This is a genomic window from Bifidobacterium ruminantium DSM 6489 (assembly GCF_000770925.1).
GTDB lineage: Bacteria > Actinomycetota > Actinomycetes > Actinomycetales > Bifidobacteriaceae > Bifidobacterium > Bifidobacterium ruminantium.
In genome coordinates, this window is sequence record NZ_JDTK01000020.1 from 1 (window position 1) to 15,277 (window position 15,277).

A 15,277-nucleotide genomic window follows, 5' to 3' on the forward strand; every position below is an offset into this window, starting at 1 on the left:
AAGACGCCGGTCGGCTTCGATGTGGACATCGTCAAGGCTTTGGCGAAGACGTTCGGCCTCGAGGCGGATCCGCAGACGTCGAATTTCGATTCGATCATTCCGTCGATCGGTTCGAAGTACGATATCGGCGTTTCGTCGTTCACCATCACTCCTGAGCGTATGCAGGCGGTCGATTTCGTCAGCATGTTCAAGGCCGGCTCCACGTGGGTGGTCAAGAAGGGCAATCCGAACAAGATCGACACCTCTGAACTGTGCGGACTCAAGATCGCGGTGCAGACCGGCACCACGCAGGAGGAGGAAGTCAACAAGGCCGCCGAGCAGTGCAAGGCGGACAACAAGCTGGACATCCAGATCCTGTCGAACAAGCTGCAGACCGATGTCACCACCAATGTCGTCACCGGCAAGGCCGACGTGTTCTACGCCGATTCGCCGGTCGCCGGCTATGCGATCTCGCAGACCGATGACCAGCTCGAGGCCCTTGGCGAGGATGTGGGCGTGACCAAGGAGGCCGTGGCCATCAAGAAGGGTGATTCCGACACGGCCAAGGCGGTTCAGGCCGCTATGCAGAAGCTCATGGATGACGGCACATACATGAAGATCCTCAAGCATTGGGGCGTCGAATCCGGCGCTGTCGACAAGGCCGAGATCAATCCGGCCGATCTGGGCTGAGCCGCACGTCGGCATCGCGGGGCGTGGGGGCATCGGACATACGGCCGATGCCCCCACGTTTTCGTCGATTAACGTCGGTGTAGCATTGCGGTTTTATCGTGAGCCTTTGGAATACTGGACGTTTGTTGACGAATGAACGATTATTGTTCAGTGGATGAGAAGAGAATAAGGAGATATACAGATATGTCGTTGAAGTTCAAGTCGTTTGCCGCACTTGCGCTGAGCGCGGCCATGATGTTCTCCGTCGCCGCGTGCGGCACCACGGATTCCGGTGACGCCAAGAGCGAGTCGAAGGCCAAGAACACCACCGTCGGCTACGATGTGAGCACCATCAAGAAGGATGACGAGCTGGCCAAGCTGGCCGCCTCCGCGAAGACCGTCAAGTCCGGCGAGCTGTCCGTGGGCATGGAGCTGTCCTACGCTCCGGCCGAATTCTACGCCGAGGACGGCAAGACCCCGGTCGGCTATGATGTGGACATGTCCAAGGCCATCGCCCAGACGCTGGGTCTGAAGCCGAAGATCGTCTCCTCCATGTTCGACACCATCGTCCCGTCCATCGGCTCCAAGTATGATCTGGGCATCACCGCCATGACCATCACCGAAGAGCGTCTGCAGTCCGTCGACTTCGTGAGCTACTACCGTGCGGGCTCCACGTGGGCCGTCCAGAAGGGCAACCCGAAGAAGCTCGACACCTCCGACATGTGCGGCGCGAAGATCGCCGTGCAGACCGGTACCGTCCAGGAGGACGAGGCCAACAAGATCGCCAAGGGCTGCAAGGCCGACAACAAGGCCGAAGTGATGTCCTACAAGCGCCAGGCCGAAGCCGCCACCGCTGTGGCCACCGGTAAGGCCGATGTGTTCTACGCCGATTCGCCGGTCGCCGGCTATGCGATTTCGCAGACCAACGGCCAGCTTGAGGCGCTTGGTGACGTCGAAGGCGTGGCCAAGCAGGGCATCGCCATCAAGAAGGGCGACGAGCAGCTCGACGAAGCTGTGCAGAAGGCCGTGCAGAAGCTGATGGATGACGGCACGTACATGAAGATCCTGAAGCATTGGGGCGTCGAATCCGGCGCGCTCGACAAGGCCGAGATCAACCCGACCGACCTCAACTGATCTCATTGGATAGATAGAAAAAGGAAACAGCATCATGGCGAAGAAACAAGTCGACGGCGAAGGCCTCGATATTCCCAATCGCATCAAAGCCTTGCCTGTCAAGCGTACGGGTCCGATCGTGGCGGCCGTCATCGTCGCGCTCTTCGCCGCGATGCTGGTGCAGACCCTCGTCACCAATCCTCGTTTCGAATGGAACGTGGTCTGGAAATACCTGTTCAACGAGAATGTGCTGGAAGGCATCAAGTACACGCTGCTGCTGACCGTCATCTCGATGGTCATCGCCATCATTCTGGCGGTCGTTCTGGCGGTCATGCGCAAATCCATCAATCCGGTGCTGCGTGGCGTGAGCTGGTTCTACATCTGGTTCTTCCGTGGAACCCCTGTGTACACGCAGCTTGTGTTCTGGGGTCTGTTCGCGGTGCTGGTGCCGCGCATCGGCGTAGGCATCCCGTTCACCTCGATCGAATTCTGGAGCATCGATTCCCAGTCGGTCATCACCGCATTCAACGCCGCATGGCTGGGCCTGGCCCTGAATGAGGCCGCCTACTTGGCCGAAATCGTGCGCGCCGGACTTGAGGCGGTCGACCCGGGACAGACGGAGGCCGCGAAGGCGCTCGGCATGAAGCGCACGCTCATCATGCGCCGCATCGTGCTGCCGCAGGCCATGCGCATCATCATCCCGCCGACGGGCAACGAATTCATCGGCATGCTGAAGACCACGTCGCTCGTCAACGCCGTGCCGTTCACGTTGGAACTGCAGTTCGCCACCACGGCGATCGCGACCCGTCTGTACAAGCCGATCCCGCTGCTGATCGTGGCCTGCATCTGGTACCTGGTCATCACGTCCATCCTGATGGTCATCCAGTCCCGACTCGAAAAGCACTTCGGCAAGGGCTTCGACGCCCGTCCGGCCGGCGCCCGCGGCAAGCGCACGCCGTTGCCAGGCAAGACCTTCGGCGAGCCCAAGGATGACATCGACAAGCAGAACGAAGCCACGTTCGCGGGAATGACCGCGTGAGGGGAACGACCATGAGCGAAATCACAACCAACGAAATCGTTCCTGCAGTCAAGGCGACGCAGGTTCATAAGGCCTTCGGCAATCTGCATGTGCTCAAAGGCATCGACATGACCGTCATGCCGGGCACCGTCACAGTGATCCTCGGTCCGTCCGGCTCCGGCAAATCCACGTTCCTGCGTCTGATCAACCAGCTGGAAACGCTGACCGGCGGCGAAATCGACGTCGACGGCGAGATGATCGGCTACAAATACGTCGACAAGGGCGGCGAACGCGTGCTGCAGACCCTGAACGACAAGGAAGTGGCCGAACAGCGTTCCAAACTGGGCATGGTGTTCCAGCGCTTCAACCTGTTCCCGCACATGACGGCTCTTGAAAACGTCATGGAGGCTCCGGTCCACGTCAAGCACATGGACAAGAAGGAAGCTCGCAAGCTCGCCATCGAGGAGCTGAACCGCGTCGGCATGGGGGAGCGCCTCGATTATTATCCGGCGCAGCTTTCCGGCGGTCAGCAGCAGCGCGTGGCCATCGCACGCGCGCTTGCCATGAAGCCGGAGATCATGCTGTTTGACGAGCCGACATCCGCGCTTGATCCGGAACTGGTCGGCGAAGTGCTCAACGTCATGCTCGACCTCGCCAAGGAAGGCATGACCATGGTGGTCGTCACCCATGAGATCGGTTTCGCGCGCGAGGTCGCCGACCAGATCGTCTTCATGGACGGTGGTGTGGTCGTCGAACAAGGCGGTCCGGAAATCATCGACCATCCGAGCGAGCCGCGCTTCAAGGACTTCCTGCAGCACGTGCTGTGACACGTGTCAAGATGAACGAACAGGTGGTGTTGATGATGCGAATCGTTCGTGGGGTTGCAATCCGCAACCATGACAGTCGTGCGGCATTGGCGATGTGCCTTGCCATCGCCGTCGGTGTCTGCGGGCTGTCCACGGGAATCACCGGTGCCCGGTATGATGATGCGCTTGCGACGCCGGCTCCCGCAAGTATCAGCGTCTTGTTGGGGACATGCCCCAAGTGGCTTCCATGGTGCGTCGCCTGACAGGAGCATTTTGAACGACGCTCGGGTGCAGCGGCCTTGCTGTGCCCGAGCAGCCTACTGTGCCTAGGCTTTGGGGTTAGACGTTGGGGTGCAGGGGGATACGCGCGTAGAGCGTCCACGTCTCGTCCTCGCTGTTGAAGCGCAGTTCGCCGCCCAGCGACTCGATGACGCCACGGTGGAGGAGCAGTCCGCTCTGTGATCGCGGCAGGGCGTCACCGCTCGCGGCCGGGCCTTGCGAGGCTTCAGGCGATTGCCGGCCTGTGCCGTGTCTGCGCGTGTTCTTGTGCGTCAGCGCGTTCGTCTGCATGAGCGACATGTTGTCGTCATCGTAGCTGATGGTGAGCATGGGCGCGCTGTCAGGGGACGCGTGCCGCAGCAGATTCGTGAAGATCTCCCCGATGAGGGTCACCGCCTCGTCGCCTGACCGTGTGCAGGCGGGAGATGATATCTGCCCTGACGTATGCACATCGACATGCATATGGTGCGGGGCCAGCAGATGCTGCCCCTGCTCGATCGCGATGCCGATGCGCTGCGGTAGCGGAAGGTTGTGTAAAGCGCCATCCAGATGATCCTCAGGGCGTTCGTCCGAGGCGTTCATGGTCCTGATGACCGAGCGGATACTGGCAAGGGCGCTCTCGCTGAGCTGCCGGACGGTCCGCCAATCCTCGTCTGACGCATCCGCCGTCTTGCCGGCCGTGTCCAACGTGTCAATATGCTGTTGCGCGAGCAGGAATATACTCGACAGGCTTGCCGTGACCGCGTCATGGGTCATTTGCGCGAATCTGGTGACTTCCCGCTGATGTGCCTGCTGTGTTTGCAACAGCTCCAGCTCGGCGTCGCGGTGCCGTTGCCGATCGTCGATGGCGATGGTGCGGATGGACGCGCACATCGCATACGTGACGATGTACAAGGCGAGCAGCACGAAGAAGGAGAGCGCGTCCCCCTGCGAGAGCGCTTCGCGGGGGTCGAAAGCCAGCAGCAAGGTGACGATCGAAGTGACAAGACCCCAGATCGACCATTGGGTGGGTGTCGAATACGCGAGCGTGCCTATGGCCAGCGGTGTGAGCATGTGAATGATGGAGCCGGCATCCGATAGCGATATCCCGGGGGTGAACATCAGTAGCAGTACCACGGCGAATGAGATGACGGACATCGGTACCGGTGCGAAGGCGATGCCCAGCGGGCAGCAGCAGGCGATGATGCAGATGATCCACTGTGTGGGTGTCGTTGCGGGGAGGAACGTCAGTACTGCGGCCATGAGTATCGTGGTCACCAGGCATAGGGCGATATGCATCTTATGGTGATGCAGCCGCTGCGTGGCCCGGGGCGCGATCATGGTCTTGATGTTCGCCATTGGCGAGCTGCCTACAGTCCGATGGTTTTCGTCCATAACGCCACTGCTTCCCGTTTGCTGGCCACGCCCATCTTGCGCGACGCGCGTGTGATGTAGGTGTTGATGGTCGACGGGCTAACGTCGAGCACCTGCGCGATATCGGCGTTGCTATATCCGTGCGAACACATGGTGAGCACCTGCTTTTCCTGCTGACTCAGCGAGAGGATGTACGGCAGGCCTTCCTGCCGGATGCGCAGATGCGCCCGCCCCGGTACCTCGAAGGGCGGTCGGACGGCGAGAGCGCCGGTGTCCGCGACCTCCATGATGATGCTTTTGAGGGCCGACAGCTCGTTCTTGCCGATAACCGCCTGCATGCCGGCGTCGGCGGCATCATGGTAGAACTGGGTCGGCTCGTATGAAGTGATGCCGAGTATCGGCATCGTGCCGTTGGTGTAGCGGATGGCTCGGCTCATATCGACGCCCGACAGGCCGCGCATCGAGATGTCGGTGATGAACAGGTCCGGCAGATCGCGGATGCCGGATTCGCATTGTCGGTAGTGGTCGAAGGCGTCCGAGCCGTTATGTTCGGTCCAGGTGATGGCGACGCGCGGCCACGCGGACATGATCTCGCGCAGCATCTTCAGCGCCAGGATGTCGTTGTCGACGAGCACGACCTGCACGGTGCCCGTCGTCTGGTCGCTGCCGGTCGCGGATGGTGTCTGCTGTTGGCTCATGATGGTGCCTGGCTCTGTGCTTGTTCGAATACGGTATTCATACACCAGCATAGCTCTGTGTCGGCGCCGCCGGATTGGCGTCAAACGATGGGTTTCACGGAAACCGTTCCGCAGGATATTCCAAAAAAGCGCCAAAATGTGAGATGCGCAATCATGATTTGCTTGGGAGATGAGGTGCCGTATCGGCGGAAAGTCAACGAAAAACGGGTAATCGTACCGCAAAGCCATGTTTGTCGTGAGTGCCAGTATCGCGACCGTGTAGGTATTTGCACGACAAGGATTTGCCTGCGGATTCCTCCCCGCCGATAATGACAACGTTTCGATTCTGCACGAAGGAGCACAGAATGCGGATGCATCACCAAAAAACCGGTGGAAACCGGAACGCTGGCCGCAACACGGTGTCAGTCTCCGTGGCCGTGCTGCTCGCGCTCGTCATGCTGGCGGCCGGCGTGTGCGGCGGATTCTTGCTCACCCGTGAGCCCGAACCTGCCGCGTTCGAGTCGACTACGCGCGCGGGCACGCTCGTCGTGCAATCGGAACCATATGATGACGAGCGTTCCGTCACCGTCACGGTGGAACGCAGCGAATCCGGTTCCGTAGCCGCTCCGGTTGGGGGAGTAGTTACGGAGTTGAGACAGTGCGCGTCCGGGAGCAGCATCGAATCAGGCTCCGCGTTCATTGCCGTTGACGGACAACCCCAACTCGCGCTGTATCTGAGGACACCACCGTATCGGACGATGACCAGTGGCATGAAGGGCGGCGATATCGCGGCGCTCAATGCGGAGCTCAGACGGCTCGGATATACGGCCCCGGATTCGGACGTGATGACGTGGGATACAGTGAAAGCCTTCAATGCACTTGCCGCACACGCTGGGACGCAGAGCGCCACGCAGGAGCGCCAGTGGAGCATCGATACGTCGTTGTTTGCATGGTTGCCCCAACAGAAGGTGACTGTCAAGGAGTGCCAGGCCCGATATGGCGGGCATGTCGAGCAGGGAGCCGATGTGCTGACGACTACCAGCCAACCGGTTCGTGCGACGTTCCGGCGCAATGACTCCTCGATGTTGCGAGGTGATCGGGTCATGGAAGTCAATGGAGCGACGTTCACCATCACCGATCGGACAGTGGACAGCACCGACGCCTCCCTGCTCTCCGCCATCGGTGCGAGCAACGAATACCGTGCCGCTCAACAGCCGTCAGCCTCCGGGCAGGCCTCCGATACCGCAGGATCTCAGAGCGACACGGGACAAGACACTGCTTCGAACACCATCAACGTTACGTACCGCTGGAAGCTCGCCAAAACGCTGAACGTGGTCTCGGTGCCGCCGGCGGCGATGTATGACGTCTCTGCGGATTCGGCATGCATGGTTTCGCGCGGCAAGCCGGTCGCCGTCCATGTGGTCGCCTCCCAGCTTGGCAAATCGATGGTCAGCGTGGAATCCGGCGCATCCTTGACTTCCGTCAATGTTCCCGCCAGCACGGGCAAGGCGTGCCGATGAGCGTGCAAGACCAGCTCGAGTCCATACGACCCGCGGTTGCAGGATTGGCGGGAACCAGTACGGTTCAGGACGATTCCTGTGATGAGCGGTCTGCCCATGTCCAGCTTGACGATGTCGGGCACAGTTTCGACGGGGACGACTGGCTGTTCAGACATATCACCATGACGCTGTATCCCCGGCGCGTCTATGCGTTGGTTGGTCCTTCTGGTTCGGGCAAATCCACGCTATTGTCCATTGTCGCAGGCTGGCAGCAGCCAGCGCAGGGCAAGGTCATACGCGTCTCATGCGGTCGGGTGTGCTGGGTATTGCAGAATCCTCATGGAGTAGCGCGTAGGAAAGTCATCGACCATGTGGCACTGCCCTATATTTCTCGCGGGGACCGCAGGAACGAAGCCGAAGAGCACGCTTTGTCACTGTTACGCGTGTTCGGGCTTGACCATCTTGCCGCCAAACAGTTCCGTGACCTGTCCGGTGGCGAAGCTCAGCGGCTGATGCTTGCGCGCGCGGTCGCCTCCCACGCGGGACTGCTTCTTGTGGATGAGCCGACAGCACAACTTGATTTGGCGACTGCGGCGAGCGTGAACCGAACCTTGCACGGGTTGTCGATATCAGGGGCGATTGTCGTGGTCGCCACACATGATCCGCGCACCCGCGACGCGTGCACGGACATCATCGATTTGAGGGACTACCAGTGAGCCGGGAACAAGATACCGTTGCGCCTGCCATTGACCGGGATACGGCTGAGACAGGGCGTATGCGTCTGCGTGGTGTCGTGGACGAAGCATGGCGGGATATCGTGTCCGGAACCTCGCATGCGTTCATGCTTATGTTGATTCTCGCCGCGTTGGTCGGCGGGTTGTCTGCTGCCGACCTGTTCAGCATTCGGTCAATAGCGCAGCAGGTTGACCGGTATATCGCATCGGGCGCGTCGACGTACGTCATCGAGGTCAAAGGCAGGATTAGCGGTGAAGCATGCGAACGGTTGTCCAGTGTGGACGGGGTGCTCGCATCCGGCGCGTTACGGTCGAGGAACGACAAGGTCACATCCGCCGTCCTGCCATCTGCGGGCATCCCCTCGCTCGATGCCACCACGGGGGCGCTTGGCGTCTTCGCCTCCTCGACACGGTCCAGTGGGGCGACGTTGACTGCACGGGACTACGACGGCATCTGGCTGTCTTCGCAAGCCGCGCGGTCTGTGCACGCTCGGGCGGGGAACCGGCTCGCATTGCGTGCTGGCGGCAGGGTGCGCGTCGCCGGGGTGTTCCAATACCCGGATGACGGCAGATCAACCAGCTACGACTATGTGGCGCTTAGCCAAGTTCCCGCAGCTGCGGACGATTTCGACCAATGCCTGGTCAAAGCCTGGCCGGTGCCTGACGCCATGCAGTCATTGCTCCAATCCACGGTATCCTCGTGGTCATCGGACGCCTCGCAGCAACCTACGATCAGCCAGCTCAACAGCACACAAGGCACGCAGCTCGATGCCGTCAAGACATTCCGGGAGAGGCAAAGCGCGCTCGCTCCCGTTGTGATGTTCGTCTCCGCGTTGTTCGCAGGATATGCCGCGGTGCGTGCCCGGCGGCTCGAACTGGCGTCAGCCATGCATTGCGGGGAGCCGAAAATCGCGCTCTGGCTGCAAATGCTGCTTGAAACATTGATGTGGTGCTGTTCAGCGATAATCGTGACGGCACCGTTGATCGTGTGGGCGCTGACACATATGGAAACAGGCATCATCATCTCGTCTACGACGCTTGTCGGCATTCTCTCCCGGATTCCGGCGGCAGCACTCGTCGGCGTACTGGCCGGAGCCTCGATGGCGATGCTGATCACCCGTGAACGTGACTTGTTCCGGTATTTCAAGAACCGATAACCAACAAGCTGGGCCTTGTAGCAATTTTAACGACAAGGATTTGCATTGTCTGCTGAAGCACGAAACAATGCGAGCATGACGTCAACGGGGCGTCACCTGGATACAAGAAGGAGTATCCACAATGAAGAAAAAGGCTAAAACGGCATTGGCGGCGGTTACCGCGTCGTTGTTGCTCGCTACCGGGCTTGCAGGTACTGCGAACGCAAAAGATGTATGGAATCGCGGGGTAGTGTACTGGACATATTCCATGGCTACAGCACAGGGGGTGTATTCGCAGCATGTGCTGACGTACTCATTAAACGATGGAACACTGAAGAAAGCTTACGGCAAGTGAGCTCCAACATATCAAAAGTCATACGCAAACGCGCACGGGCAACCGCTGAAGTTCTACACGGCGAATTGGCGTGTGTACAAGTGATTGGCAACCGATGCTGACTGATATTGTCGTCCGTGTTCGCTGCATAGTGTCGATTTTCGGCATCATTGTTGCATGTCTGGCATGCGTCGCGTGCGGTACGGAACGTCAGGACGCGGTTCCGAGCCCGTCGCAAACCACCGCGAAAGCCGAGGACGGGACTGAGTTCACGGGCGCCTACGCCCGCAGGTTCGCGGACACGTACGACAATCTTCAGACTGGTTTCGCCCGCAACCTCATCAAAGACGGCAAAATCAGCGAGAAGGACATCGCAGCGTTGGAAAGTAAAGTCATGGATTGTATCTGCGCACAGGCTCAAAGCGAAGATGATTTCCCTACCTTCGATCTGACCGACGGTGCGCTGACACCGGTCCCGTACACGGGGGCGAACGCGCAGAAGGACAACAGGGTCGCAAAGGAATGCATGGAACGCTACGACGGGTACAAGCTCAGTGACCTGTCGCAGTATGTGTACCGGCATGAGCACCCAGATGACACCCATCTGTCGAACTGACACCCCGGCGTCGGTAGTGGGTGTGTGTCGTAACTAGCGTGGCACGCACCTACTGCCGCGGGCCGGCTGAATGGAAGAGACAAGGATTCGCAAGGAGAAGAGCACATGGGAACTTCGAATATCGCGCGGCATCGTCACACCGGTGTGACGACCTTCGTGTGCGTGGCGGCATGCTGCCTGATGTTGCTGTCCGGTTGTGGGGGAGCGACGCATATCGATTCATCTGCCGGTACCGCTACCGGCGCATCAAGCAGCGCCACGGCCCAGGATGGCACGGTGTTTACCGGGCCATACGCGCAGCAAATCAAACGCACCTACGATAACGCACACCAATCCTTGACTAAGAAGATACTCAAGGACAGCAAGATCACCGACCAGGAGTTCCTTGAACTCAGCCAGCATTTCAGCGATTGTGCGCAACAGCAAAATGTCGAAGTCACCGTCGATTCACAAGGCGGCATGTCAACCTCGTATCCGTCGGGAATGAGCGAGGCCGACGGTGATGCCATTGTCAAGCAATGCGATGCGGACAATGATTTCACGGATATGAATATGCTGCGCGGCGACATGAGTAGCAACCCCAACAACGAGGATCCCGTGGTGCCGTTGCTCAAGTGCCTGAAGCAATACGGACTCGCCGAGCAATCCATGACCGTGGAGGATTACAAGGCGATTGTCAGCGACGAGAGCAAGGACAGGGACGTGTTTGGCAAGTATTTCGATGAATCAGTACCCGGGTACGATGCTGCAAAGGCGAAACAGTACATTGCGTGCCAAACAGAAGCCTGAAGTCTTGCACCACCGTTCTCCCGCTGGCGGGTTGTGTGAAAGTGGTTTTTGCCGTGAGCAGGTGACATATCCGTCCGATACACTGGTGAGCTATGTGTGGAATCGTAGGATATGCAGGAAATGTTCGGACCGCGTGCGGCAAGCCTTTGGAGGTGTGTCTCCAAGGACTTCAGCGATTGGAATACCGCGGATATGATTCGGCCGGCGTGGCGCTGACGGCGCCTGGCATGGAGCGTGTGGCCGTCCGTAAGAAGGCCGGACGTCTGGCCAACCTGGTGCAGGACATCGAACGTGATCCGATGCCGGACGCCACCGTGGGCATCGGCCATACGCGTTGGGCTACGAACGGCGTGCCGAACGACACTAACGCGCATCCGCACACGTCGCGTGACGGCAAGGTCGCCATCATCCACAACGGCATCATCGAAAACGCTTCCCAGCTTCGTCTCGACCTGCAGACGGAGGGCTATCGTTTCGTCTCCGAAACCGATACCGAGGTCGCGGCGAAACTGCTGGGCAAAATCAGCGACAAGATCATCGAGGAAACCGGTAAGCCTGACCTGTTCAAGGCCATCCGCCGTCTGGCCCGCATGCTGGAAGGCGCGTTCACCATTCTCGCCACGGACGTGCGACAGCCGGACATCGTGGTTGGCGCCCGTCACGATTCGCCGCTCGTGGTGGGCCTCGGCGACGGGGAGAACTTCCTTGGCTCCGACGTTGCCGCGTTCGTGGCCTACACCAAGCGTGCCATGGAGATCGACCAGGACCAGGCCGTGATGGTCTCCGCCGACAAGGTGGTCGTCTCCGACTTCATGGGCAACATCGTGGAACATCCGAAGACCTACACCGTGGATTGGGATGCCTCGGCTGCCGAAAAAGGCGGCTGGGACTCCTTCATGGACAAGGAGATCCACGAGGATCCGGCGGCCGTGCAGCGCACCCTGCTGGGACGCCTCGACAAGGATGGCAACATCAACCTTGATGAGATCCGCATAGACGAGCATGAGGTCAAGGCCATTGACAAGATCATCGTCATCGCCTGCGGCACCGCCGCATACGCGGGCATGGTGGCCAAGTACGCCATCGAGCATTGGGTGCGCATCCCCGTGGAGGTGGAGCTCGCGCACGAATTCCGCTACCGTGATCCGATACTCACGCCCCGCACACTGGTGGTGGCCATCTCCCAGTCCGGCGAGACCATGGACACGCTGATGGCGTTGCGTCACGCCCGTGAGCAGGGTTCCAAGGTGCTGGCCATCTGCAACACGCAGGGCGCATCCATTCCGCGCGAATCTGACGCGGTGCTCTACACCCATGCTGGTCCGGAAGTGGCGGTCGCGTCCACGAAGGCGTTCGTGGCGCAGATCACCGCCGCCTACGTGCTCGGCCTGTACCTGGCGCAGGTCAAAGGCGCCATGTACAGGGACGAGATCGCCCAAACCCTGGATTCCCTGAAGGACATGCCGCGCAAGATCCAGTGGGTCCTCGACACCCAGACCAAGACCGTGCAGGAGGCCGCCAAGCAGATGGTGGACGCGAAGTCCTTCCTGTTCCTCGGACGTCATGTGGGGTATCCGGTCGCCATGGAAGGCGCGCTGAAGCTCAAGGAGATCGCCTACACCTTCACCGAGGGCTTCGCCGCGGGAGAGCTCAAGCATGGTCCGATTGCGCTGGTCGACGAGGGCGAGCCGGTCGTGTTCATCGTGCCGCCCGCGCGCGGACGCAACGTGCTGCACGCCAAAGTCATCTCCGGTATCGAGGAGGTCAAGGCTCGCGGCGCCTACATCATCGCCGTGGCCGAGGAGAACGATCCGGATGTGGAGCGTTACGCCGACGTGGTGTTCTGGCGTCCCGCCTGCCCGACGCTGATGAGCCCGCTGGTGGACGTGGTGCCGCTGCAGCTGTTCGCCATGGACATGGCCAAGCTTAAGAACTACGACGTGGACAAGCCGCGCAACCTCGCCAAGTCAGTCACCGTTGAGTAACGAACGCAGGCACCGTTACGTGCTCGAGGAACCTCATATTCCCTTCGAATATGAGGTTCTGTACGAGGACGAGAACATCATCGTCATCGACAAGCCGCATTTCCTCGCCACCACGCCACGCGGCATGTGGTATCGCGAAACCGCGCTGGTCCGGTTGTTCGAGCGGTACGACGAGCCGAACATCACGCCGGCGCACCGTTTGGACCGACTGACCGCAGGCGTCGTCGTGTTCGTACGTAATCCGTCTGCGCGAGGCGCGTACCAGATGCTGTTCCAAAATCGCAAAACCGTCAAAACCTACGAATGCCTGGCACCGCTCGCCCCTGTGCGACGGCCGAGGTACGGAACGGCGGTCCGCATCGATCGGCATATGCCGTTTCCGCTGGTACGCAGGTCGCATATCAACAAGGACCGCGGACGATTACAGGCGTACGAAAGCGCCGACGTTCCCAACGCGGAGACGCTGGTCGAGCGGGGGAGCGACGTGCGGCACGTCGACGGCGATCCGTACGTGAACTACACGCTGCGCCCGAAAACCGGCAAGACGCATCAGTTGCGCGTGCATATGAATTCGCTCGGCCTGGCGATTCTGGGCGACGATTTCTACCCGGAAGTGGTGCAATGCGCCTATGACGACTTCTCGCGGCCTTTGGAATTGGTGGCGCGCGAACTGCGATTCGACGATCCGCTGACCGGGGAGTCGCGACGATTCGTGTCCCGCGTGCCGTTGGGTGCGGGCTTGTAGGGATTCGCGGTTTTGGACATTCCCCTATATCACCCGACACGCCTGATTATCATGGCTTTCTGTTGACTTGCCGGAATGATTCCGGCTCCAAGAGAGTGAGAGAGAACTATGGGTAAAATCTCCAAAGCCATCCGTGGCGTCGCCGATATCTACAACGGTGCCTCGCTGATCGTCCGCATCATCGTCGGTCTGGTCATCGGCACCGTGCTGGCATTGATCATGCCGCAAGTGACTTGGATCGGAGAATTCGGCACCCTGTTCGTGTCCGCGTTGAAGGCCGTGGCTCCGATTCTGGTGTTCGTGCTGGTGGCCAGCGCCCTCGCGCAGGGTAGCTCCAAGCTTGACCGTCGTTTCGGCACTGTGGTGTTCCTGTACCTGTTCACCACGTTCCTGTCCGCGGTCGTGGCCGTGCTGACCTCCCGCGCCTTCCCGCAGACCCTGTCCCTGGGCAAGGCCGCCAAGGCCGACGTGGTGCCCAAGGGCCTTTCCGAAGTGATCCAGACCATGTTGACCAACATCGTGGCCAATCCGATTCAGGCCATCATCGACGGCAACTACATCTGCATTCTGATGTGGGCCTGCCTGTTCGGCCTGGCCATGAAGTCCATCGCCAATGAAAGCTCCAAGGCGTTCATGGCCAACGTGGCCGACAGTGTCTCCCAGGTGATCCGCTGGGTCATCAACCTCGCCCCGTTCGGCATCATGGGTCTGGTGTTCACCAATGTGGCCGACAATGGCCTTTCTGCCTTCACCAAGTACGGCAGCCTGCTGCTCCTGCTCGTCGGCACCATGCTGCTCATGGTGCTCGTGTTCGGACCGCTGGTCATCTTCCTGTTCCTGCGCCGCAACCCGTATCCGCTGGTCTACCGTTGCTTCAAGGAATCGGGCCTGACCGCGTTCTTCACCCGTTCGTCGGCCGCCAACATCCCCGTGAACATGCAGTTGTGCGAGAAGCTCGGCCTCGATAAGGACATGTACTCCGTGTCCATTCCGCTGGGCGCCACCATCAACATGAACGGCGCGGCCATCACCATCACCGTCATGGCCATGGCCGCGGCCAATACGCTCGGCATCCAGATCAGCCTGCCGGCTGCCATCCTGCTGTCCGTGGTCTCCGCGCTCGGCGCATGCGGCGCCTCCGGCGTGGCGGGCGGCTCGCTGCTGCTCATTCCAATGGCCTGCTCGCTGTTCGGCATCAACAACGACATCGCCATGCAGGTGGTGGGCGTCGGCTTCATCATCGGCGTCATCCAGGATTCCGTGGAGACCTGCCTGAACTCCGCTTCCGACGTGGAGTTCGCGGCTACCGCCGAATACCATTCCTGGATCAAGCAGGGCCGCCAGCTTCCGGCCTTCATGTATTCCAAGAAGGAGCGTGCCAAGCTCGGCATCGAAGCCTGATTCGCCTCATTGGTCCGTCATATGTTATCGATATGACGGACCAATCGTATATGGGAAACGGACACGGAACATCATCGTTCCGTGTCCGTTTCCCATAGATACGGCCATTTTTCCGGAGACTGTACGCAGACCTTCCGTATAATC

16 protein-coding genes are annotated in these 15,277 nt (G+C 60.1%); 14 read left to right on the top strand and 2 right to left on the bottom strand.

All coding sequences use genetic code 11. The features are described from left to right. The 5 genes from OU26_RS07705 to OU26_RS10225 form a co-directional block, all read left to right on the top strand. A partial coding sequence (locus OU26_RS07705) for an ABC transporter substrate-binding protein (protein ID WP_033499040.1) occupies nt 1-669 on the top strand: 669 nt, incomplete at its 5' end. Nucleotides 670-852: 183 nt separating this feature from the next. Beyond that, nucleotides 853-1,782 (top strand): ABC transporter substrate-binding protein, encoded by a 930-nt coding sequence (locus OU26_RS07710; RefSeq protein WP_026646297.1) that lies wholly within the window; start codon nt 853-855, stop codon nt 1,780-1,782. Between the two features lie 34 nt (nt 1,783-1,816). Next, nucleotides 1,817-2,800: an amino acid ABC transporter permease gene (locus tag OU26_RS07715; RefSeq protein WP_026646298.1), complete on the top strand. Its 984-nt coding sequence runs from the start codon at nt 1,817-1,819 to the stop codon at nt 2,798-2,800. Nucleotides 2,801-2,811: 11 nt separating this feature from the next. After that, on the top strand, nt 2,812-3,606 hold the full coding sequence (locus tag OU26_RS07720; RefSeq protein ID WP_026646299.1) for an amino acid ABC transporter ATP-binding protein: 795 nt from the start codon (nt 2,812-2,814) through the stop codon (nt 3,604-3,606). 11 nt (nt 3,607-3,617) lie between these two features. Next, nucleotides 3,618-3,848 carry a hypothetical protein gene (locus OU26_RS10225; protein WP_003808445.1) on the top strand — a complete coding sequence of 77 codons (231 nt, stop codon included), beginning with the start codon at nt 3,618-3,620 and terminating at the stop codon, nt 3,846-3,848. Between the two features lie 76 nt (nt 3,849-3,924). Here OU26_RS10225 and OU26_RS07725 read toward each other — a convergent pair whose 3' ends face one another. Next, nucleotides 3,925-5,202, bottom strand: coding sequence for a sensor histidine kinase (locus tag OU26_RS07725; protein WP_026646300.1), 1,278 nt, complete (start codon nt 5,200-5,202; stop codon nt 3,925-3,927). 11 nt (nt 5,203-5,213) lie between these two features. Next, a complete protein-coding gene (locus OU26_RS07730) occupies nt 5,214-5,915 on the bottom strand; it encodes a response regulator transcription factor (RefSeq protein ID WP_229029410.1) in 702 nt (233 codons plus the stop codon). 350 nt (nt 5,916-6,265) lie between these two features. On the opposite strand from OU26_RS07730, the gene OU26_RS07735 reads away from it, so the two are divergent. The 9 genes from OU26_RS07735 (at nt 6,266) to sstT (ending at nt 15,133) form a co-directional block, all read left to right on the top strand. Continuing rightward, nucleotides 6,266-7,414: a hypothetical protein gene (locus OU26_RS07735; protein WP_237743791.1), complete on the top strand. Its 1,149-nt coding sequence runs from the start codon at nt 6,266-6,268 to the stop codon at nt 7,412-7,414. Continuing rightward, nucleotides 7,411-8,109, top strand: coding sequence for an ATP-binding cassette domain-containing protein (locus OU26_RS07740; protein ID WP_003808456.1), 699 nt, complete (start codon nt 7,411-7,413; stop codon nt 8,107-8,109). The genes OU26_RS07735 and OU26_RS07740 overlap by 4 nt, the downstream gene beginning before the upstream one ends. 59 nt (nt 8,110-8,168) lie before the next feature. Then, entirely contained in the window at nt 8,169-9,284 is a 1,116-nt protein-coding gene (locus tag OU26_RS07745; RefSeq protein WP_237743790.1) for a hypothetical protein, read from the top strand. A 121-nt stretch (nt 9,285-9,405) separates the two neighbouring features. Then, on the top strand, nt 9,406-9,618 hold the full coding sequence (locus OU26_RS09550) for a hypothetical protein (RefSeq protein ID WP_237743789.1): 213 nt from the start codon (nt 9,406-9,408) through the stop codon (nt 9,616-9,618). A 94-nt stretch (nt 9,619-9,712) separates the two neighbouring features. Continuing rightward, nucleotides 9,713-10,213: a hypothetical protein gene (locus OU26_RS07755; RefSeq protein ID WP_003808461.1), complete on the top strand. Its 501-nt coding sequence runs from the start codon at nt 9,713-9,715 to the stop codon at nt 10,211-10,213. 105 nt (nt 10,214-10,318) lie between these two features. Then, complete coding sequence (locus OU26_RS07760) at nt 10,319-11,002, top strand: hypothetical protein (protein WP_229055300.1); 684 nt, start codon at nt 10,319-10,321, stop codon at nt 11,000-11,002. Between the two features lie 92 nt (nt 11,003-11,094). Next, the gene (gene glmS / locus OU26_RS07765; protein WP_026646303.1) at nt 11,095-12,987 is read left to right on the top strand and encodes a glutamine--fructose-6-phosphate transaminase (isomerizing); all 1,893 of its coding nucleotides are present in this window, start codon (nt 11,095-11,097) and stop codon (nt 12,985-12,987) included. 19 nt (nt 12,988-13,006) lie between these two features. Continuing rightward, entirely contained in the window at nt 13,007-13,732 is a 726-nt protein-coding gene (locus OU26_RS07770; RefSeq protein ID WP_026646304.1) for a pseudouridine synthase, read from the top strand. 108 nt (nt 13,733-13,840) lie between these two features. Then, nucleotides 13,841-15,133 carry a serine/threonine transporter SstT gene (gene sstT, locus OU26_RS07775; protein WP_026646305.1) on the top strand — a complete coding sequence of 431 codons (1,293 nt, stop codon included), beginning with the start codon at nt 13,841-13,843 and terminating at the stop codon, nt 15,131-15,133. Nucleotides 15,134-15,277: the final 144 nt, after the last annotated feature.

Coding starts and splice junctions, on each gene's coding strand:
- OU26_RS07710 (WP_026646297.1), top strand. CDS start 853: ATGTCGTTGAAGTTCAAGTCGTTTGCCGCACTTGCGCTGAGCGCGGCC.
- OU26_RS07715 (WP_026646298.1), top strand. CDS start 1,817: ATGGCGAAGAAACAAGTCGACGGCGAAGGCCTCGATATTCCCAATCGC.
- OU26_RS07720 (WP_026646299.1), top strand. CDS start 2,812: ATGAGCGAAATCACAACCAACGAAATCGTTCCTGCAGTCAAGGCGACG.
- OU26_RS10225 (WP_003808445.1), top strand. CDS start 3,618: ATGAACGAACAGGTGGTGTTGATGATGCGAATCGTTCGTGGGGTTGCA.
- OU26_RS07725 (WP_026646300.1), bottom strand. CDS start 5,202: ATGGCGAACATCAAGACCATGATCGCGCCCCGGGCCACGCAGCGGCTG.
- OU26_RS07730 (WP_229029410.1), bottom strand. CDS start 5,915: ATGAGCCAACAGCAGACACCATCCGCGACCGGCAGCGACCAGACGACG.
- OU26_RS07735 (WP_237743791.1), top strand. CDS start 6,266: ATGCATCACCAAAAAACCGGTGGAAACCGGAACGCTGGCCGCAACACG.
- OU26_RS07740 (WP_003808456.1), top strand. CDS start 7,411: ATGAGCGTGCAAGACCAGCTCGAGTCCATACGACCCGCGGTTGCAGGA.
- OU26_RS07745 (WP_237743790.1), top strand. CDS start 8,169: ATGCGTCTGCGTGGTGTCGTGGACGAAGCATGGCGGGATATCGTGTCC.
- OU26_RS09550 (WP_237743789.1), top strand. CDS start 9,406: ATGAAGAAAAAGGCTAAAACGGCATTGGCGGCGGTTACCGCGTCGTTG.
- OU26_RS07755 (WP_003808461.1), top strand. CDS start 9,713: ATGCTGACTGATATTGTCGTCCGTGTTCGCTGCATAGTGTCGATTTTC.
- OU26_RS07760 (WP_229055300.1), top strand. CDS start 10,319: ATGGGAACTTCGAATATCGCGCGGCATCGTCACACCGGTGTGACGACC.
- glmS (WP_026646303.1), top strand. CDS start 11,095: ATGTGTGGAATCGTAGGATATGCAGGAAATGTTCGGACCGCGTGCGGC.
- sstT (WP_026646305.1), top strand. CDS start 13,841: ATGGGTAAAATCTCCAAAGCCATCCGTGGCGTCGCCGATATCTACAAC.